Origin of the sequence: Acidobacterium sp. S8 (assembly GCF_009765985.1) — a bacterium.
Taxonomy (GTDB): Bacteria; Acidobacteriota; Terriglobia; order Terriglobales; family Acidobacteriaceae; genus Alloacidobacterium.
This window is the reverse complement of the sequence record NZ_LMUM01000006.1, coordinates 20,343-39,976: the sequence shown is the minus strand read 5'-3', so window position 1 is coordinate 39,976 and position 19,634 is coordinate 20,343. Positions and strand designations below refer to the sequence as shown.

17 protein-coding genes are annotated in these 19,634 nt (G+C 55.2%); 10 read left to right on the top strand and 7 right to left on the bottom strand.

What is annotated here, in order from left to right:
- Positions 1 to 62 precede the first annotated feature (62 nt).
- Together purS and glmS are read left to right on the top strand one after the other, a co-directional pair.
- A complete protein-coding gene (gene purS, locus GSQ86_RS01955) occupies positions 63 to 314 on the top strand; it encodes a phosphoribosylformylglycinamidine synthase subunit PurS (protein WP_158748281.1) in 252 nt (83 codons plus the stop codon).
- 34 nt (positions 315 to 348) lie between these two features.
- Positions 349 to 2,229: a glutamine--fructose-6-phosphate transaminase (isomerizing) gene (gene glmS / locus GSQ86_RS01950; protein ID WP_158748280.1), complete on the top strand. Its 1,881-nt coding sequence runs from the start codon at positions 349 to 351 to the stop codon at positions 2,227 to 2,229.
- Positions 2,230 to 2,345: 116 nt separating this feature from the next.
- On the opposite strand, the gene GSQ86_RS01945 is transcribed toward glmS, so the two are convergent.
- Positions 2,346 to 3,500, bottom strand: a complete 1,155-nt coding sequence (locus GSQ86_RS01945) for a sulfite reductase flavoprotein subunit alpha (protein WP_158748279.1) — start codon at positions 3,498 to 3,500, stop codon at positions 2,346 to 2,348.
- Positions 3,501 to 3,629: 129 nt separating this feature from the next.
- Between GSQ86_RS01945 and GSQ86_RS01940 the strand changes: the two genes are divergently transcribed.
- Both GSQ86_RS01940 and pgeF read left to right on the top strand, forming a co-directional pair.
- Positions 3,630 to 4,409 (top strand): ferredoxin--NADP reductase, encoded by a 780-nt coding sequence (locus tag GSQ86_RS01940; RefSeq protein WP_158748278.1) that lies wholly within the window; start codon positions 3,630 to 3,632, stop codon positions 4,407 to 4,409.
- Positions 4,410 to 4,779: 370 nt separating this feature from the next.
- Complete coding sequence (gene pgeF, locus GSQ86_RS01935) at positions 4,780 to 5,670, top strand: peptidoglycan editing factor PgeF (protein WP_158748277.1); 891 nt, start codon at positions 4,780 to 4,782, stop codon at positions 5,668 to 5,670.
- Between the two features lie 49 nt (positions 5,671 to 5,719).
- On the opposite strand, the gene GSQ86_RS01930 is transcribed toward pgeF, so the two are convergent.
- On the bottom strand, positions 5,720 to 6,049 hold the full coding sequence (locus GSQ86_RS01930) for an integration host factor subunit beta (protein WP_158748276.1): 330 nt from the start codon (positions 6,047 to 6,049) through the stop codon (positions 5,720 to 5,722).
- A gap of 64 nt (positions 6,050 to 6,113) precedes the next feature.
- Complete coding sequence (gene sppA / locus GSQ86_RS01925; RefSeq protein ID WP_158748275.1) at positions 6,114 to 7,019, bottom strand: signal peptide peptidase SppA; 906 nt, start codon at positions 7,017 to 7,019, stop codon at positions 6,114 to 6,116.
- Positions 7,020 to 7,289: 270 nt separating this feature from the next.
- Between sppA and GSQ86_RS01920 the strand changes: the two genes are divergently transcribed.
- The 6 genes from GSQ86_RS01920 to GSQ86_RS01895 all read left to right on the top strand — a co-directional run bounded on the left by GSQ86_RS01920 (position 7,290) and on the right by GSQ86_RS01895 (position 16,326).
- The gene (locus GSQ86_RS01920; protein WP_216840971.1) at positions 7,290 to 8,627 is read left to right on the top strand and encodes a serine hydrolase; all 1,338 of its coding nucleotides are present in this window, start codon (positions 7,290 to 7,292) and stop codon (positions 8,625 to 8,627) included.
- Positions 8,628 to 8,725: 98 nt separating this feature from the next.
- Complete coding sequence (locus tag GSQ86_RS01915) at positions 8,726 to 9,496, top strand: dolichyl-phosphate beta-glucosyltransferase (RefSeq protein WP_158748274.1); 771 nt, start codon at positions 8,726 to 8,728, stop codon at positions 9,494 to 9,496.
- Positions 9,497 to 10,107: 611 nt separating this feature from the next.
- Complete coding sequence (locus tag GSQ86_RS01910) at positions 10,108 to 11,034, top strand: proline dehydrogenase family protein (RefSeq protein ID WP_158748273.1); 927 nt, start codon at positions 10,108 to 10,110, stop codon at positions 11,032 to 11,034.
- A 145-nt stretch (positions 11,035 to 11,179) separates the two neighbouring features.
- Positions 11,180 to 12,523 carry a glycoside hydrolase family 6 protein gene (locus GSQ86_RS01905; protein ID WP_158748272.1) on the top strand — a complete coding sequence of 448 codons (1,344 nt, stop codon included), beginning with the start codon at positions 11,180 to 11,182 and terminating at the stop codon, positions 12,521 to 12,523.
- A 182-nt stretch (positions 12,524 to 12,705) separates the two neighbouring features.
- A complete protein-coding gene (locus GSQ86_RS01900; RefSeq protein WP_158748271.1) occupies positions 12,706 to 15,342 on the top strand; it encodes an ABC transporter permease in 2,637 nt (878 codons plus the stop codon).
- A gap of 117 nt (positions 15,343 to 15,459) precedes the next feature.
- On the top strand, positions 15,460 to 16,326 hold the full coding sequence (locus GSQ86_RS01895) for a toll/interleukin-1 receptor domain-containing protein (protein WP_216840970.1): 867 nt from the start codon (positions 15,460 to 15,462) through the stop codon (positions 16,324 to 16,326).
- Positions 16,327 to 16,403: 77 nt separating this feature from the next.
- Here GSQ86_RS01895 and GSQ86_RS01890 read toward each other — a convergent pair whose 3' ends face one another.
- From GSQ86_RS01890 to GSQ86_RS23260, 4 genes are all read right to left on the bottom strand, one after another.
- Positions 16,404 to 17,282: a DUF3365 domain-containing protein gene (locus tag GSQ86_RS01890; RefSeq protein ID WP_158748270.1), complete on the bottom strand. Its 879-nt coding sequence runs from the start codon at positions 17,280 to 17,282 to the stop codon at positions 16,404 to 16,406.
- A 139-nt stretch (positions 17,283 to 17,421) separates the two neighbouring features.
- Positions 17,422 to 18,087 carry a DUF3106 domain-containing protein gene (locus GSQ86_RS01885; protein WP_158748269.1) on the bottom strand — a complete coding sequence of 222 codons (666 nt, stop codon included), beginning with the start codon at positions 18,085 to 18,087 and terminating at the stop codon, positions 17,422 to 17,424.
- A 145-nt stretch (positions 18,088 to 18,232) separates the two neighbouring features.
- On the bottom strand, positions 18,233 to 18,736 hold the full coding sequence (locus GSQ86_RS01880; protein WP_158748268.1) for an anti-sigma factor: 504 nt from the start codon (positions 18,734 to 18,736) through the stop codon (positions 18,233 to 18,235).
- Between the two features lie 21 nt (positions 18,737 to 18,757).
- Positions 18,758 to 19,603: an RNA polymerase sigma factor gene (locus tag GSQ86_RS23260; protein WP_254062077.1), complete on the bottom strand. Its 846-nt coding sequence runs from the start codon at positions 19,601 to 19,603 to the stop codon at positions 18,758 to 18,760.
- Between the last annotated feature and the right edge of the window lie 31 nt (positions 19,604 to 19,634).

Below are 19,634 nucleotides of genomic sequence, written 5' to 3'. Positions count from 1 at the left end.
AATCTCTATGAATCCCGGAACAAGACCCGCGACCGTATAAGCACCGTTTATAATCGGGCATAATGAAGGCTCATGTCTACGTGACACTCAAGAGGACGGTACTTGACCCCCAGGGCCAGACCATCCAGAATGCACTCAGGAAGATGCAGTACCAGGGCGTGAAAGACGTACGCCAGGGAAAATATTTTGTCCTGGAACTCGACGGATCGCTCGATGCCGCAGCCGCCAAAGCGGAAGTAGAGCGCATCGCGAAGGATGTTTTAACCAATCCCGTTATTGAAGAGTTCACTTACAAATTGGAAGAAGGCGCATAGCTTTCGATATTGACACTAGCCGTACAATCGGAGCATGTGTGGGATTGTCGGTTATGTGGGCAAGAAGGAGGTCGTCCCGGTCATTATTGAGGGCCTGCGACGCCTCGAATACCGCGGCTACGATTCGGCTGGAATTGCAGTCGGCGGCAATGGCGACGGCCTGCAATTACGCCGCGCCCCGGGCAAGCTGAAGAAACTTGAAGAAGTCCTGCACGACCGCCCTATCACGGGAACGTATGGCATTGGCCATACTCGGTGGGCCACTCACGGCCGCCCCACCGAAGAAAATGCCCACCCACACCGCGACTGTTCCGGTCGCATCGTCGTCGTCCATAACGGCATTGTCGAGAACTACCTGGCTCTCAAGCATGAGTTGACCACCGAAGGGCACAAATTTGTAACTGAAACTGATACAGAAATCATCGCCCACCTCATCGAGCAGGAGCTGAAATCTGCGGCCGAATCCGGAAAAACGATGCCCCTCGAAGAAGCCATACGCCGTTCGGTGGCTCGACTGACAGGCGCCTTCGCCATTGTCGTCATCTCCGCTGATGAACCGGACAAGATTGTTGCGGCACGTTTCGGCCCGCCTGCCGTGATCGGTTTAGGCGAGGGCGAATATTTCGTCGCCTCCGATGTTCCCGGCATTTTGCATCACACGCGCAATCTGTATTTTCTCGCAGATGGCGACATGGCAATTCTCACTCCATCTGGCGTCTGCCTGACAGACTTTGAGGGCAACATCATCGAGAGGCCGGTACAGCGCATTCAGTGGGACCCGATTCAGGCGGAAAAGGGCGGCTACAAGCACTTCATGCTCAAGGAAGTCTTTGAGCAGCCGCGCGCTATCCGCGATACGACCCTTGGGCGCATCTCGCTCGACACTGGCAAAGTTTTTCTCAGCGAGATGAAGATCAGCGATGAAGACTTCCGCCACGCCACCAAAATAAATATCGCCGCTTGCGGAACCAGCTGGCACGCCGCAACAGCGGGTAAGTTCATGATCGAGCGCCTCGCGCGCGTGCCGGTCGAAGTCGACTACGCCAGCGAATATCGTTACCGTGATCCCATTCCGGACTCCACGGCTCTCGGGCTCCTCATCACGCAATCGGGCGAAACCGCCGATACGCTCGCTGCACAGCGCGAGATGATCGCCAAAGGCTCGAAGACCATCGCCATCTGCAATGTTGTAGGTGCGATGATTGCGCGAGAAGCCCATGGCACCATTTATACCCACGCTGGCCCCGAAATCGGCGTCGCTTCCACAAAAGCCTTCACAGCCCAGTTAGTTGCGCTCTTCCTCTTCGCAGTACATCTCGCGCAAACGCGCCAGACGATCAACGAACAGGAAAGCCGCGCATTGCTTGAAGAGCTGACACTTCTTCCTGGCAAGGTCGAAGAAATTCTCCGCACTGTTGATAGTGAATGCGAAAAACTTGCCCGGATCTATTCCAACGCCAGTGATTTTCTCTTTCTTGGACGAGGTATTCACTACCCTATCGCGCTCGAGGGCGCACTCAAGCTCAAAGAAATCTCCTACATTCACGCCGAAGGCTATCCTGCGGGCGAGATGAAGCATGGGCCTAACGCGCTCATCGATGAATCGCTACCCGTTGTCGTCCTGGCCACCAAGGACAAAAACAACCGCGACTCAAAGCTGCGATATGAAAAAACGCTGTCGAATATTCAGGAAGTTACTGCCCGCTCGGGTAAAGTGATTGCCGTTGCCATCGAAGGAGATGATGAGATTGGTCAGCTCGTCGATCACGTCCTTTATGTGCCGCATGCCCCCGAACTTCTGCTCCCCGTTCTCGATGTCGTTCCGCTTCAGCTGCTCGCCTACCACATTGCTGTGAGGCGAGGATGCGATGTAGATCAGCCGCGCAATCTGGCCAAATCAGTAACCGTCGAGTAGGGCTGCAACGCCAGCCCATAGCCAGGCTGATAGCGAACCGGTCAGTCTAAGAGAAGAGCTTGTCGTCCCTAACCCTGAATATGGTGAAGGACCTGGTTCGCTCTTGGCACAAGTGCCTAATAAACGTCCGTTTGATAGCGCCTCGTCTTCTTCATATTGGCAAGATATTCCTGCGCCGCGTCCGGCGTGCAGTTCTTTCCATTGGCAATGGCATCCAGCAGCGCGGTCTCTACATCTTTCGCCATGCGATTTGCGTCGCCGCACACATAGAAATGTGCTCCTCGTTCCAGCCAGCGATATAGCTCCGCATCATTCTCCCGCATGCGGTCTTGTACATAAATTTTGTGCGCTTGGTCGCGGGAAAAAGCCGTATCGAACCGCGTCAGAATACCGTCCTTGAACATTCCTTCCAGGTCTTCCTGATAAAGAAAATCCGAGACACGGCGCTGCTCGCCGAAGAAAAGCCAGTTGTCGCCCTTGTGGCCGTGTGCCTTGCGGTGCTGCAGAAACGCACGGAACGGTGCGATTCCTGTACCCGGACCTACCATAATCACCGGCGTGTCGGTGTTTTCCGGAAGACGGAAGTTGTTGTTCGCGTGCAGAAAGATCGGCATCGCGGAGCCTTCGGGTGCGCGTTCCCCCAAGTGACCGGAACACAGCCCCTGCCTATCACGTTGATGGCTCGAATAGTAGACAACGCGCACGATCGTATGCACCGCATCTTTCACAGAGGCTTGCGATGAGGCAATCGAATACATGCGCGGAGTAAGGCGCGCCACCACAGTAAATAACTGTTGCGGCTCCGTGATTCCGCCCGGATATTCCGTAATCAGATCGATGAGCTCGCGGCCCCAGACGTACTCCTCCGCTACAGGGCGATTCTCCGGCAACGTCAGCGACTTCAAAGCTTCGATCCGCGGCACCGATCCCGGAGCAATCTTCGCGTACGCATTCACAGAACTCCGAGTGAGCTTGCCGATCGCCAGGCGCGTGCGCAGCGCTTCTTCCAGGCTGATCTCGACCTTGTAGTGATCCAACACCCGCTCATCACCCTTAAAGTTGAGCCGCTCCAGTACCTCGGCTACCTCCGAAGGGCGGTTTTCCGGCACAATGCCCACAGCATCGCCCGGCGTATAGTCCATGCCCGGCTCAAGCTCCAGCTCAATATGACGTGTCTGTTTTTCTGAGTCGGGCATCGTCATCAATACGTTGACGAGCATGCGCGAAATATATGGATTGTTCCGGGTGTATTTTTGCGGTTGTGTGCTCATAAAAGTCGTTCAGGTTTCTTGTGAATTTGAGTATATTGCAAGCCTCTTCCAGAAGAACTTCGCTCGCACGTCACGATTGCTGTTGCCGCGACGCGCAAGCGATAATTTGAAAAGAAAAGGATTACAACTTTGGATAGACCACTCTTTACTGCCCGGCTTCAGCAAAAGCTAATGCTCTCCGCTCCGGCAGAGTGCTACCATCTCGAATTCTCGATTGATGAGCTTTCGCATTTTGATTTCGCGCCCGGCCAGTTTGTTTCCTGCGTCGCCGTTGATGAAAGAGGCAAATCGCAGACGCGCGCATACTCCGTCGCATCCGCGCCTCGCGCTAACCAATTCGATCTCTGCGTGAATCGTGTCGAAGGCGGCTTCTTCTCAAATCTGCTGTGCGATCTTGAGCCCGGACAAACGATCCCGTTCCATGGACCTCACGGTCTCTTCACTCTGCGACAGCCGCTTACAGATGCCATCTTCATCGCCACCGGCACCGGCATTGCGCCCTTGCGTGGATTTGTCGAATGGCTCTTCCCCGAAAGCGGCGACGATCGCAGCCAGGGACGTACCATCTGGCTAGTCTACGGAACGCGCCACGAAACCGAAATCTATTATCAAAAGTATTTCCAGAAAGTGGCCGCCGAGCGGCACAACTTCCACTACCTTTCCACGCTTAGCCGTCCACATGAGGGATGGGAGGGTTTGCGCGGCTATGTCCAGCAGCATGTCGGAGAAATTGTGACGGCGCGCGCCAATCAAAATCATTCTGCTCCGGTCATCACCGTAGCAGAGCCGGCAGGCTTCGACGTGCACGCCTACATCTGCGGACTGAATGATATGGTGTCGGCCAATCGCAGCAAGCTGACAGAACTCGGCTGGCAGAGAAAACAGATTATTTTTGAGCGTTACGATTAGAACTTCTTAATTCGAAAATCCGTGCCGTAATTTGGAACTGCATTGAGCACGCGAAGCGAATCGAAAGGATGCAGACCTAAGTTCATTAATTGTAGATATTCTCGACTCTGAATCTAACTTGATCGATTTACCAAATATCTTAAGAAAATCAAAGTATCGACAGGCAACTTTTGGAGCCGTGTTTGCGTTCATAGTAACCAATAGCAAGAGGCAACTTCAGTCAGTATTCTCACCTTGTGAGTAACATTCTTGAATTGTCCGCGTAAGCGGAACCTCAGTTACACTACCCATTGGCTCCCTTCCTATATGCCTCTAAAGCGGGCCCGCTGGAAAGCGGGCCCTATGCTTTTGTGCCCTACAATGAAACTGCATGGTGATACCAAATACTCGCCCACTGACCAAACTGGAAGTCGTACAGATACCTGCTTGGTCTAGGTTGCCGTGGCTGATGCATGGCTTCAGCACCCGCAGGGGCGGCAAAACTACGCTCTACAGTCAGGACGAACAAACCAGTGAATTGAACCTGGGTTTCACCGCCTCGGATCAAAGGGAAACCGTAGTCGCCAATCGTGAGCTCTTTATTTCAGCAGTTGTTGGATATACACATCCACTGGTCACGCTGCAGCAGATTCATTCTTCAATCATCCACTGCGCAGCACCTGTGGATGCCGGTGAGGATGCCTTCCGAAAAGGCGATGGCCTGATGACAAACGAGCCGGGCGTTTTGCTGGGCATCCAGACGGCCGACTGCATTCCCGTTCTCGTTGCCGATCCAGGCAGACGTGCCGTGGCTGCCTTCCACGCGGGATGGCGCGGAACCGTCAAACGCATTGTCGAACACGGGGTGGGTCGAATGCGTGTCGAGTTCAGCAGCCGCACGGAAGACCTCGTCGCGGCGATCGGTCCAGGCATCGGTGCATGTTGTTATGCGGTTGGTGACGAAGTCCGGTCAGAATTTGAGTCTCAGTTCCGCTATGCACCGGAACTGTTCTCGGAGGTCTACGATTCCGATCCGGTCAAGGAAAAGTATCCGATGCTCTTTCTCACAGCACGGGCACCAGGACATAGCAATCTCGGACCGAGCATGCACCTGGATCTGGTGGAAGCAAATCGCCGCCAACTTGTCGATGCCGGGCTTAAGGCGGAAAACATCTTCATCCAGGGCGATTGCACCAGCTGCAGGACAGACCGCTACTTTTCCCATCGGGCAGAGCACGGCTTTACAGGCCGCAGCCTTTCCGTCATCGGAATCCGCAAATAAAAAGGCATGGAGTTAACTCCATGCCCACTACTGAAAACTCATTGGATTTTCAGGCCGAATGTGTCTCCGGACCATTTTCGGAAGCAGGTTCCGAAGCTGGATCTTTTGGATTGACTAAATCCCGTAATTCTTTGCTGGGCTTGAAATAAGGAACGCGTTTGGCCGGAACTTCGACTTTCGCGCCTGTCTTAGGATTGCGGCCGATCCGGGGCTTGCGCTGCCGGATGCGGAAACTGCCGAAACCGCGTATTTCTATCTTGTCGCCTGTCTTGAGAGCATGAATAACGGAATCGAAGATAGTATCTACGATCACCTCTCCATCGCGCCGCGTCAGGTCGCCGAGTTGGGTCACTTCCTCCACCAAGTCTGCTTTGGTCATGGCAAGTTCTGCTCCGTACCTAGGTTACGCTTGTTAACCATAATAGATGCAACAAATTTCACCTTTAGCGCCAAAGAAAGTAGAAGCCGGCGTGTTTTTCTAAGAGGCGTGAGGGATTCGGCCACAGATCATCCGTATCCGAAGTAATGAAATCGAGGATAGAATTCTTCTTTTTGGGCGGTTTTACCACACTTGGCTCACCGGAAATTCCAACCTGTTTCGCCGTGTCTAACAATGCATCGCGAAAACCACCTTGTTTATCAATTAGATGCAGCGGCAAGGCTTGCTGGCCCGTCCAGACCTGTCCGGTCGCCAGCGGCGTAAGCTTATCTACGCTGATCGTGCGACCAGCCGAAACGTCCCTGATGAACTGCGTGTGCATATTGTCCACGAGGCTCTGAAAGTAGGCACGTTCTTCAGGAGTCATCTCCCGAGTGGGTGAACCGGCATCTTTCAACGATCCGGCCTTCAGGACTTCTGGCTTCAATTTCGCCCACTTCAGCAGGTCGCCATAATTGGTCCACTCCATAATGACACCGATGGATCCGACAATGCTGGCATCGTTGGCGTAAATCTTATTGGTTCCGGAAGCGATGTAATAGGCGCCACTGGCACCTACACTCTCAATCGACGCAATGATCGGCTTCTTCTTCTCATCGCGGATATGTCGCACTTCGTTATAAATTTCCTGCGAGGCCGCTGCCCCGCCACCGGGCGAGTCAATATGCAGGATGATGGCCTTAATGGAGTCGTCCTGCTCAAATTTGCGTAGATTATCGACTGTGCTGTCAGCGGAAAGAATCACCCCGTCTACATCGATTACCCCGATATTCGAGCCGAAATTCGTGCCGCCACCCATGGCCTGCACAGCGAAATAGGCGAGTACTCCCACAACTACGATGAAGGCCACAAAAAGCCCGCCGCCTAAAAAAATCCAGAACCATGCCGAACGGCGTTTTTCATCTGTCATAGCGGCGAGTTTAGCACTTCCCTTGGTATGAGTGAGAGCCTCCTGGATTCTAGTAACAAAATATAGCGTTTCCTTTTCCGTTATTGGCAGGTTTCCAGTTTGAAAACTCTCTCCTCAACAATGGATCAAGTGCCGAATCATCGAAATACATCCGGCTTAAAAGCAGTTGCTTTTTGCCCACCGGTTCACTAGGGTTTCCCTCGTAGAGACAAAGCAGGCGTTTGCGCGCTGTTGCCTGTTCCAGAAGAGATATAGCGAAGGCTGGCTCATATGACGACAGGTGTAGATCGACGTACATTTCTAAAAGTCGCTGCCGCCTCTGCTGCGGTTGCGGCACCCTCTAATGCCGAAGCGTTTGCTGTTAGCGGAAACGGCCCTGAAACGGCGAAGAAAACGCTGCCTCCTGCCGGGTTATCACAACGGGGACTCACCCGGATGTCGGGCATTCTCACCGGTTACGTGGACGATGGCGAGATACCGGGAATCGTCAGTCTGGTCAGCCGGCGCGGACAAGTCGAAGTAAATACGATCGGGGTTAAGAAACTCGGCGACAATGCGCCGATGCAGCGCGACACCATCTTCCGTATCGCTTCCATGACAAAACCAATTACGGCTGCGGCCACCATGCTCCTCGTTGAAGAGTGTGCGCTGCGGCTAGACGAACCGGTAGAACGCCTTTTACCTGAGTTGGCCAATCGTCGAGTTTTGAAAAAAATCGACGCAAAGCTCGACGATACCGTGCCCGCAAAACGGCCCATTACTGTCCGCGATCTACTGACTTTCCGCATGGGTTTTGGCCTGGTGTTTACATCGCCCGACACGTGCCCAATTCTGAAAGCAGCAAACGAACTCCAGATCGGGATGGGAGCTCCAATTCCTGCATCTATGCCCGCTCCGGACGAGTGGATTCGTCGCCTTGGAACACTGCCGCTCATGCACCAGCCTGGCGAGATGTGGATGTATAACACAGGCGCCGATGTTCTCAGCGTTTTAGTCGCGCGCGCCTCCGGTCAGCCGTTTGAGGTCTTCCTTCGCGAACGGATTTTTGGACCGCTAGGAATGAAGGACACCGATTTCAGCGTGCCTGCGGCAAAGATGAACCGATTTGCAACCAGCTACTGGCTCAATCCGCAAACAACAAAGCTCGATGTTTTTGACGACGCGGAAAGTGGTCAGTGGAGTCACCCGCCAGCTTTCTCATCTGGATCTGGCGGCCTGGTTTCTACAGTCGACGACTATTTCGCGTTCAGCGAAATGATGCTGAGTACCGGCAAGCGCAGTGGCCCCCGCATCCTGTCCCAGCGGTCGATTGATTTGATGAGAACTGACCAGCTAACCCCGGAGCAAAAATCCATTTCAGGCCTTATGCCGGGTTATTTTGATGTCAATGGCTGGGGCTTCTGTATATCTATCATCACCAAGCGAACCGATATTGCCGGGAATGTCGGGACCTTCGGCTGGAATGGCGGCCTCGGCACGTCATGGAGAGTGGATCCAAAGGATGGCATGACGACCATTCTGCTGACACAACGCGCATGGTCTTCTTCCAATCCTCCAAATGTTTGTCTCGATTTCTGGACATCAGCAGCGCTGGCTATCGAAGATTGAGGCCCCTTTGGATGGATACTCTGGCTGTGCAGTTAGCTGTTGGCGCAGGAGTATGATACGGGTAAGAGCACTTCAATTCAAGCATTACGGTTGTCTGGGTGAATCCTGATTACAGTATCGTCATTCCTGCCTATAACGAGAGCGCACGGATAGGAGCCACCCTGGAAAGTGTGCTGAGCACCATTCGCGAACGCAGCTGGAGCGCTGAAGTGCTGGTGGTCAACGATGGTTCGACCGATAATACAGCAGATGTTGTCGCGAAGTTCATCTCCGACTACCCTCCGTTGCGGATCATTCAAAATCCCGGAAATCGCGGCAAGGGCTACAGCGTGCGCAACGGAATGCTGGAGGCTTCCGGCGGCATCGTGATGTTTACTGATGCTGATCTGTCGTCGCCGATGGAAGAGGCGGAACGACTCTTTGCGGCCATCCGCGAGGGCGCGGATATTGCGATCGGTTCACGGTGGCTGGAGCGGAAACGACAGACCCTCAAGCAGCCGCTTTACCGGCGCTTTTTCGGCCGGTGCTTCAATGCCGTGACACGTATGATCATGGGTTTGCCGTTCGCCGATACGCAATGCGGCTTCAAGGCATTCACGCGCGATGCGGCTCAGACGGTTTTTCGGCTGCAGCGTATCGAGCGCTGGGGATTCGATCCCGAAATTCTCTTTATCGCGATCAAGCGCGGTTATATAGTCCGCGAGGTTCCGGTCACGTGGGGACACGATGAGCGGTCCCGCATCAGCTATCTGAAAGATGGCATAAAGATGTTGGAAGAATTACTGTACATTCGCTGGAATGCAATTACGGGAGTTTATAGCCGGACGGTGAAAAATCTGAAGCCTGAAGTTCCTGTCAGTCGAAGTTAATCAACAGGCATTTTTGCACAAAAAAGCGCCCCTCACAGGGCGCTTTTTGATTTTGGACTGCCAGCGTTACGAAGCAAGCGCGGTGGTCGCGGCAGGCTCTTCCCTGGTTTCGCGTCTGACAGGAAGGCGTGGCGTGTAACGAGGGACCAAACGTGCGGCGGAATCGGTTCCGCGCTCAATCCGGAAAATCCGGGAGCAGTCTCCACACAACCAGAAATGTTCCAGATGATGACCGGGCATCTCACCGCCTCGGCATACGGTCTGAGCTTCGAATACAAAGATTCGGCCCTCCCGGAGGTAGTGCAAAGGCTTGGCACATTGAGGATTTGCGCAGTTGTTCACCATGAGAATTCTCCACTGCGCCTGCAACGGTCGTACCGTTCAGGTGCTGTTCACATATTTGTTGTTTGCGAACCACTGCGGTTTTTGGAGAACCGCAGCTCTACTCTGATCTATAAAGTTCTGATGCGGTTTGTATGGCTTTCGTTACTTGCCTTCATAAAACCGCGATGAATTTTCATCGCCACTTAACGCCGATCTGGAAAGAGACTCTTCCAAGGCTCGAGTATTGTTGTGCGAAAATAATAAGTTCGACCATTTTCAAGGAAGATATGCCCATTCTGCGCTCTGCTTTTATTGCCTTGTCCCGTAATACAACCCTTCGAAACTTTTCCGAACGGTCGGCCATGGGCCGCCGTATGTCCTCCCGCTTTGTTGCCGGGATGACGGTCGACGAGGTTCTCCGTTCGGCGGAGTCGCTGCAGAAATCGGGCATCGCTTCCACCCTGGACAGCCTGGGCGAGAACGTCTCCACCCCGGCCGAGGCACACCACTCCGCTGACATCTATCATCGGCTGCTCGATGCGATTCAGACACGCAAGCTTGACGCCAATGTCAGCCTGAAGCTGACCCAGATGGGAATGGACCTCGATCCGGGCTTAGCGGAGGAGATTGTCGCCGAGCTGGTCGATCATGCGGCGGCGGCAAATACCTTTGTCCGGGTCGATATGGAGGGCAGCGAATATACCCAGGCCACCATCGACATGGTGCGCAGGCTACATGCTCGCCCGGGGAACCGCGGTCACGTCGGTATCGTGATCCAGTCTTACCTGTACCGGAGCGAAGACGACATCCGCACTCTGACCGCTGAGGGGATTCGTATCCGGCTTTGCAAAGGCGCTTATAAGGAGCCGGCCAATCTCGCTTTCCCGGAGAAAAAGGACGTAGATGCGAACTACGTGAAGCTGATGCAGCAGTTGCTAACGAGCGGCGTCTACCACGGCATGGCTACGCACGATGAGCAGATGATAGACGCGACAAAGAAGTTCGTTCGCCAACAAGCCATTGATCCGGCGAGTTTTGAGTTCCAGATGCTCTACGGAATCCGGCGCGATCTGCAGAAATCGCTGGTACGCGAGGGATTTCGGATGAGGATCTACGTTCCTTTCGGTGCCGAGTGGTATCCGTATTTCATGCGGCGACTCGCAGAACGGCCTGCAAATGCCCTCTTCATCGCCAGAAACCTATTAAAGCAATAGTTCGTGGATTGCAGGGGTACCCCTTCCCTTTTGTACGGGACATGTGCTCGAGCGCTACAGTCGCTGCGAAAGTTGACAACTCGTAATGGGCCGCTCTATAAGGTGGGCGGATAGCTGAACGCGACTACCCCTAGGAGTTCTCAACATGCCCGCTTCGAACCTTCACTGGCGCACTCTACGCGGATTTGTCACAGCGATAGCACTGTTGCTGATATCAATCGCAGCGGCGCACGGGCAGTCGAAGACTCTACCGCCCAATACTCGATTCTTTGTCACCGAACCGCCCAGCGGAGCCGTTCCGCAGGTGGAGAGTCTACTCCGGCAGGGTAAGTTGAAGGACGCCCTGCTCATCGCGGCGATGGAAACGATCCCGCAGGCGGTGTGGCTCACCAGCGGCACGCCTGCCGAGGTGAGCACTACCGTGGCATCGACTCTACGGCAAGCAGCGTTTGAGCGGGCCATACCGGTGTTCACGCTCTACAACATCCCCGGCCGCGACTGCGGAAGCTACTCGGCCGGCGGCGCGGAGAATACTGCGGATTATGAGACGTGGATTGATGCAATTGCCGCGGCGATCGGCAGCAAGAAAGCGGTGATCATCCTGGAGCCGGACGCTCTGGCGGACCTGCCCAGCGATTGCGGATACGATCCTACGAAGGTAAACATTGCACAGGCGACCGCTGACCGCTTTACGCAGATCAACTATGCAGTCACTACGCTAGAAACCGGACCGCAGACACTGGTCTACCTTGACGCGGGCAATAGTCACTGGCAGGCGGTGCCGATAATGGCGCAACGGCTTGTCCAGGCCGGCATTCAGCAGGCACAGGGATTTTTCACGAACGTATCGAACTTCAATTTGAACAACTACGAATCGACCTACGATACCTGGGTCTCCGATTGCATTGCGTTCGGGCAAGATGCGGAGCAGGGTGGCTGGCGACTGGGCAATTACTCGTACTGCGCGAGCCAATATTATTCGCCCCTCGGAACAGTCGATCCGGACAACATTGCAACCTGGATCTACACCGACGAGTGGTATCAGCAAAACATGGGAATAGCCGTACCTACGACGCATTTCGTTATCGACACCAGCCGCAATGGCCAGGGACCGCTCGACGCCAGTATCTACGCGAATGCTCCGTATACTCAGCCAGTTTCGGTAGTCCAGACACTGACTAACGGCAACTGGTGCAATCCTCCGGCACGTGGGTTGGGCACTCATCCCACTGCGAATACAAAGGTTCCGCTGTTGGACGCTTATCTATGGGTAAAGACACCAGGCCAGTCAGATGGCACATGTGATGCCGCCGGCGGGGCGCGGGCATGGGACTACCAGGTGTATTCGCAGCCGGGATGGCCAACCAACAGTGCCGGTCAAGCGGTCTTCGATCCGTTATGGGGCCTCGACGATCCGATCGCGGGAGCCTGGTTCCCACAGCAGGCTCTGGATCTGGCGCAGAGGGCAAATCCTGCACTGCTGCCCTGATGAGAGCATCCACGATGGTGAAAAACTGCCGTTCCTAATTGAAACTCATTGACTAAGTTGGGTGCTCTTCTTCATCATTGACAATCTATCCATAGATAATCTATATCTACGAATCAGATCGTAGATGGGCTGGAAATCATACGTCCACAGATCGCCGTATCCCAGACAGGCAGGAACTCGCTATGACGCGTTTCTTCAGAAAATTGCAAATTCTTCTTCGCCGCGACCGCTTTCGCAGTGAGTTGGAGGAAGAGATGGCTTTTCATCGCGAACAGGCAGTGAACGAGATGCAATCGGAGGGGCTGGCCCACGACGCTGCAGAACGAGCTGCGCGCCGGCAGTTTGGCAACGACACGCGGCTGAAGGAACAGAGTCACGAAGTGGTGGGCTTCCAGATGGAGAGCATCTGGCAGGATTTTCGTTTTGCGATACGGCAGCTGCGCCGGAATCCGGGCTTTGCAATAACCGCGGTTCTGGTACTGACGCTGGGAATGGCGGCGAGCATCGCCATCTTTACTTTTGTCGATGCGGCGCTGCTGAAACCGCTTCCCTATGAAAATCCTTCGCGGCTGGCGGCGGTGTACGAGACTGCAAGCTTTTGCCCGCATTGCAATTTGTCGTACGAGGATTTTCTGGACTGGAGGAAGGACAACCAGGTATTCAGTTCAATGGATGCGTGGAATTTTGCCAGTTATCTGTGGAAGGGGCCCGCAGGCGTACTGCCCATTCCTTCAGTGCGGGTGAGCGGTAATTTTTTTCATACGCTTGGCGTCAGGCCGTTACTGGGGAGAGTTTTCAATCTCAGCGACGATACGCCCGGTGCTCCGCACACGGTGCTACTGCCTTACAGCACATGGCAGAAGCGTTTCGGCGGCAAGAAGGATATTGTCGGCCAGACGGTGTCACTGGATGACAACGCCTACACGGTGATCGGAGTGCTGCCGCGTGAGTTTCACTTTGCGCCACGCGGAGGCGCCGAGTTCTGGACGACGATTCACGACCCAAATTCGTGCGAGAAGAGGCGGAGCTGCCACAACCTGTTTGCAGTGGCAAGACTGAAAGACGGCGTGACCGTTCAGCAGGCGCTGGCGGATACGCAGACGATTGCGGCGCGCCTCGAAAAGGAATATCCCGGCTCGAACCTTGGACAGGGTGCGCTGGTAATGACGCTGAGCGATTCGATTCTCGGCGATATTCGCCCTATTCTGCTGGTGCTGCTAGGCGGGGCAGCACTGCTTTTACTGATTGCCTGCGTGAATGTAGCCAGCCTGCTGCTGGTGCGAGCGGAAAGCCGCAAACGGGAGATGGCAGTGCGCGGCGCACTGGGAGCATCGCATGGACGACTGGTGCGGCAGTTTGTGACGGAAGGACTGGCACTTGTGGCGGCAGCGACCCTTTGCGGACTTGCAGCCGCATACGGAGCCATGCAGCTGTTGATCCGGTTGATCCCAACCGACATGCTGGACAACATGCCCTATCTGCGGAATGTGGGGCTGCATGCTCACGTGCTGGGCTTTGCATTGCTGCTTGCGATGCTTGCCGTCGTGGTGTTTTCGCTCACGCCGACATTGCGGCTTTCGGTTTCGCGGCTGCGCGACGATCTCACCGAGGGCGGACGAAGCTCAGCGGGAACGACATGGAAGCGGCTGGGCTCGAATCTTGTGGCACTGGAGCTGGCGATTGCGATGGTGCTGCTGGCAGGCGCCGGACTGCTGGGCAAAAGCTTTTATCGACTGTTGCATGTGGATTTGAATTTTGAGCCGGAGCATCTAGCGACTCTGGGGATCGACGCTCCGCCTGCGACGTATGCAAAAGACACGCAGCAGATTGCGCTTTCGCAGCGTGTGATGGACCGGGTTTCGAGCATGCCGGGTGTTTTGTCCGTGGGGCAGACGAGTATGGTTCCGGTGAGTTGCAACTGCAACACGACATGGTTCCGGATCCTGGGACATCCCTACCACGGTGAACATAACGACGCTCCGGAGCGCGAGGTAAGCGCCGGCTACTTTAAGACAATTCAGGCGAAGCTGATGCAAGGCCGCTTCTTTACCGAGGCGGATGACGCGTCATCGGCACAGGTCGCCATCATCAATCAGACTCTGGCGAAGCAATTTTTCCCGGGCGAAAATCCAATTGGCAAGATGATCGGCGATACCGATCTCGATCCGAAATCAATGCGACAGATTGTAGGAATAGTCGACGATATTCGCGAGGGAGGGCTGGATCAGGAGATTCGTCCGGCGGTGTACTACCCATTCAAGCAAGGCCCGGACTCAGAGATGTATATCGTGGCGCACGCCGGGCAGGATCCGGCCTCATTACTTCCAGCGATGGCGGCGACTGTGCGTCAGATCGATCCGAACCTGGGCGTACGGGATGAGGCGACAATGATGCAGCAGATCAACAGCTCGCAGACGGCGTACATGCATCGCTCGGCGGCGTGGCTGGTGGGTGGTTTCGCGGCTCTGGCGCTGCTGCTGAGCGTGGTAGGACTTTATGGGGTGATCGCTTATTCCGTCAGCCAGAGGACGCGTGAGATTGGCGTGCGCATTGCACTGGGCGCGCAGCGCGGCACCGTCTACCGCATGATTCTGAAAGAGGCAGGATGGCTGATAGTAGCAGGAATTGTGACCGGACTCGTCTGTTCAATTGCCGCGGCAAGGTTGATGGACAAGATGCTCTTCGGAGTGCGGTCGTGGGATGTACCGACGTTGACAGGCGTAGCGATGGTGCTGGGCGTTGCAGCGCTGCTGGCCAGTTTCCTTCCGGCGCGACGCGCGGCTTCGGTCAATCCGGTGGAGGCTCTTCGGGCCGAGTAGGTTTGGTCCCAATCCCTCTTGTCGGAGGGAGAATATGCGTCGTCACCATAGCTGGTGGCGGCGCATATTTTTTGCGTTGAGGCAAGTTATCGCGCTCGAGCCGAGCTTACTCCGAGAATGATTGAATGGGTGCAAAGCGCCGGAGTACACTCAATTCCTGAGTTTTTTCATAAGGAATCGGCACTGATTCCGGATTCTGGATTTGCGGTTTTTTGCCTCTGGAGGTCTACTCTGAGTTCTATTTTCATCAATTATCGAAGGAGTGATTCGGAGGGTGAAGCTGGCCGCCTGTTCGATGACCTGACCTCACACTTTCATCACGATTCGATATTTATGGATGTGGCGGCGATTGAGCCGGGACGAGATTTCAGAAAGGCAATCGATCAGAGCGTGACCAGTTGCGGCGTTTTGCTGGCGCTCATTGGGCGGGACTGGCTGGAATCGAAAGATTCGCTGGGTAACAAGCGGCTGGAGAATGCAAACGACTTTGTGCGAATCGAGCTGGCGTCGGCGCTGAAGCGGGATATTCCGGTGATTCCGGTATTGGTGCGCGGCGCGAGGATGCCGTTGGCAGAACAGCTTCCGGATGATCTGAAGGAGTTGCATTACAGGAACGCGGTAGAGCTGACACATGCCCGCTGGAAGTCGGACGTACAGGTGCTGATTCGTGCGCTGAGGCCGCATATGGGCGCAGCGGTCAATGCCGATACAACGGGCTTGCGAGAGGTTCGGGCGGCGGGAAACGGCGCGGCGGCGGCGCCTGATTCTGCAACCACCAGCGCCACTCAGAAGCAGGCGCTTGGCGCGCAAAAGATAGAAAAGATCAGTAAAGAACTGGCGGCTTATATCGGGCCGATCTCTGAAGTGATTGTGAAACAGGCTGCGAAGCGGTGCTCATCGGTTGAGGAGCTTTGCGGAAGAGTTTCCCAGGAGATTGAATCTGACTCGGATCGAGCCAAATTTTTGAAGGCTTGCCGGTTTTAGAATGGATTCGCACTTACCAGGCTGCCGTCATTCTGGCCCTCAGAATGACGGCTTGTTTATTTGCGGCCCACCCGCGATTACTGTTCTTCAAGCATCTTGAATGCCTTCGTCAAACTCACTTGCATGCGATTGAAGGACGAAGCGACGACGGCTATCTCATCTTTCCCTTTGAACTTGATCGGAGGCACATCTTTCTCGCCGCGGCTTACCCGGTCGGCGGTATCGGAGACGAGTTTCAGCGGACGGATGACAAAGAAGTAGACCCCTGCGTCGAGAGCAAGAATGGTGACGACCAGGATGAGGATCAGAAAGAACAGCAGGCGATGGTAGGCGCGGTCGGCAATGGCAATCGGGACCGACATGGGGACAGAGATGATCTGCGCGCCCACGATCTCATCGTTCTTCCAGCCGAAGCCGTTGGCGTTTCCGTAGACGGCGAGCATCGCCGTGGGCGCAGCCGATGGGGTGCTGTGACATTCGAGACATTCGTGGTTCACTTTGATGGGATTGGCGAGGTAGAGCGCGGCGCCATTGGGGGTTTCGCGCTCGCCGACTTTCTGCGTTTCGTTAGGGTGATCGCGTAAATCGTGAATGATATCGGCTTCCCAGTCGGACGCGCGATCTTCGGGGTTGGTGGGATTGAGAGCGGCTTCCTTGTATGCATAGTCGGGATAGGATTTGCGGAGGTTGTTGAAGGTAGTGGTAGCTCCGTAGAAGGGGATGGTTTCTGCGAGGAAATGGACACGGTGCCTGGGATTCTGCTGCAGAAGCGGAGAGAGGTCGTTGGCCGTATAGTCGCGGACAGATGTGGCACTGGCCATCATGAGCTGGGCCTCCTCTAAAACCTCGCGACGGGCGTTGCCGATGAGGAAGCTATAGGCAAGTTGGGAGATAAGGACGCCTCCTGCGGCAAAAATAACCAGCAGGATGAGATTGAACTTGGTCAACAGCTTCATGGATGCCTTTCTAATCCGTGTCAAATGACCTGAGAGCAGAGGGGATATCGCATGGTTATAGCACCGCGGGAGCGGCTTATACACGACTTTTCGCGTGAGGAGCGAGCGTTAGTAACGTTCTGGAATGAGGCGGATAGAACTACGGCTGCGGCGAATGTTGCTGGTAGGGTTCAACTGAGAGCATATTGCCGAGCACGGTGCGCTCCTGCGGTGAGAACTGGTTCTGGAAGCGCGCTGAATTCAGAATGGACTGGCGCTGATCGGGAGGAACTCCGCGGAGATCCTGAAAGGCGCGGCGGACTTCGGTCTGACGATCGGCAGGCATCTGGTGGAAGGCCTGCGAAGCTCCCCGCACACCGGCTCTCTGCTCCGGGTTGAGGTGCTCGAACATTTCATTGCGCTGCAGCATGCGTTGACGCTCCTCCGGCGGGGCGCTGTTGAGCTGGTGCATGCGATTGATGAGGCGCTGCTGCTGCTCCTGAGGCAGGTGATTGAATCCGGGCTCCTGGCGAAGGGCGTTTTCCCGCTGCTGCGGCGTCATGTTCTGATGCTTGTTAAGCCAGTCAGGCAGGTGTCCCGGCTGCCCGGCACGATACTGCTGGGGCGTGTTGAAGTGCTGCTGTTCGGATCCGGGTTGGGGATGAAACTGCTGCTGCGGCATCGGTTGCTGGTGCGGCTGAGAAGGACGCGGTGGCGGCTGCATATGTGGCGCGGGCGCGGCATGCGAGCCGTGCTGTCCGGCAAAGGCAGTGACGGGCGGAAATGCGAGCGCAAGAGTGAAGGCTACAGACAGAAGAGTACGCATGCCCCGTGATCCGCGGCTCGCCGTCCTGTGCTGTTTCCGTACTTGCATAATCGTTTCCAAGGCTCGTCTGTTAATTTGTACGCGACAGTGCTATCTGCTGGAAATACCGTAGCCTCTGCGCAAGTTTGCATTCTCATTACCCGTCTTACAAATCGTTGTTTGACGAGCCGCTGTTATCATTCTGATCGCCCTGATCGAGAGCATTCAACTGCTGGAAAACCTGTGCGTTGTCATCGAGCGACTTAAGATCTTCGACGGTGGCCGAGGTCTTGGCCGGAGTTCCAGAATGCGAGGACATCAAGTCCGCGTAGGTGCCTCCGCCAATAAGAATCAGGAGCGCCAAAGCGCCGACTGCGATGGGACGGAGATGAACATTGCTGTTAAAGAGCAGGCGGGCGCGCAGGCGCTCGACCAATCCGGCTGGCTCGGCGCGCTGCTCCTCACGCAGGCGCACAGCCAGCTTGGAATCGAAATACTGTGACGGCTCGGGCGCCTGCCAATCTTCCATCAGGTTCATGGTCGCCTCGAGCGAAGCCAGTTCCCTGCTGCATTCGGTGCAGTCTTTTACGTGGCTGCGCACCTCAGCAGGAACCGACTCCGGGTCCAGGAGCAGGTCGGCAAGATTCGCTTTAATTTTCCGGCAGATCATAATTCCCTCATTACTTAAACCTTAAACAAAATCTTTAAGCTTTTCGCGCAATGTCTGATAGGCGCGAAAGAGTAGCGACTTGGTGGCGGACTCGCTCAGCTTTAAAACTTCGCCGATTTGCTTATAGTCCATACCCTGATACTTGTGCATCAGGACTGCCGTCCTCTGTCGCTCTGGCAAAGCCATAACGTGCTGGCGGATGGCGTGCATGCGCTCATCGCGGACCAGATCCTGCTCAACCAACGGCGTTGTGTCGGCCACGTCCGGCGTCGTTCCAGTTTCGGGATCAGGCTGGTCGAGGTAGACGTTTTGCGCGGCCCGCTCATGTTTCGTATCCCGGGCGTAATTGACGCCGAGATTCGTGGCGATGCGGTAGAGCCAAGTCGTAAACCGGGCCTCAGCCCGATAGGTCTGCCGCGAACGATAGACTCTTAGAAAAACTTCCTGTGCCAATTCCTCTGCAATAGCCTGGTTGTGAACCATGCGGAACATGAAATGGATGATAGGCTTACGGTATTTTTCGATCAGATAATTGAAGCCCTGATCGTCGCCGTCACGCACCCGCAGCATGATCTCCGCGTCGGTAAGAGCGTTCCAGTCGGAAACGCGCTCGGCGCTTACAACTTCCGCGCGGACACCCTGTAACAACGGTCGGTCTAAAACCCGGTCCAGAGCCATGGTCGCCATACCTGTACGAACACGGGAATGTCCCTCAGGTTGCGGGGAAGATTCGTTTTCCGCATCGTCTTCCGGGGCATCTGCATCGGTATCGTCAAAATCGCCAGGAGCTTCATCGTGGAAACCATCCTCGTCAGTAGAGGGGTGGATGGTTTCATCGGGAAACGGATCTGGGCGGCGGTCGATCATCCAATCGTCTCCCTGATTGTAAACAGATGCG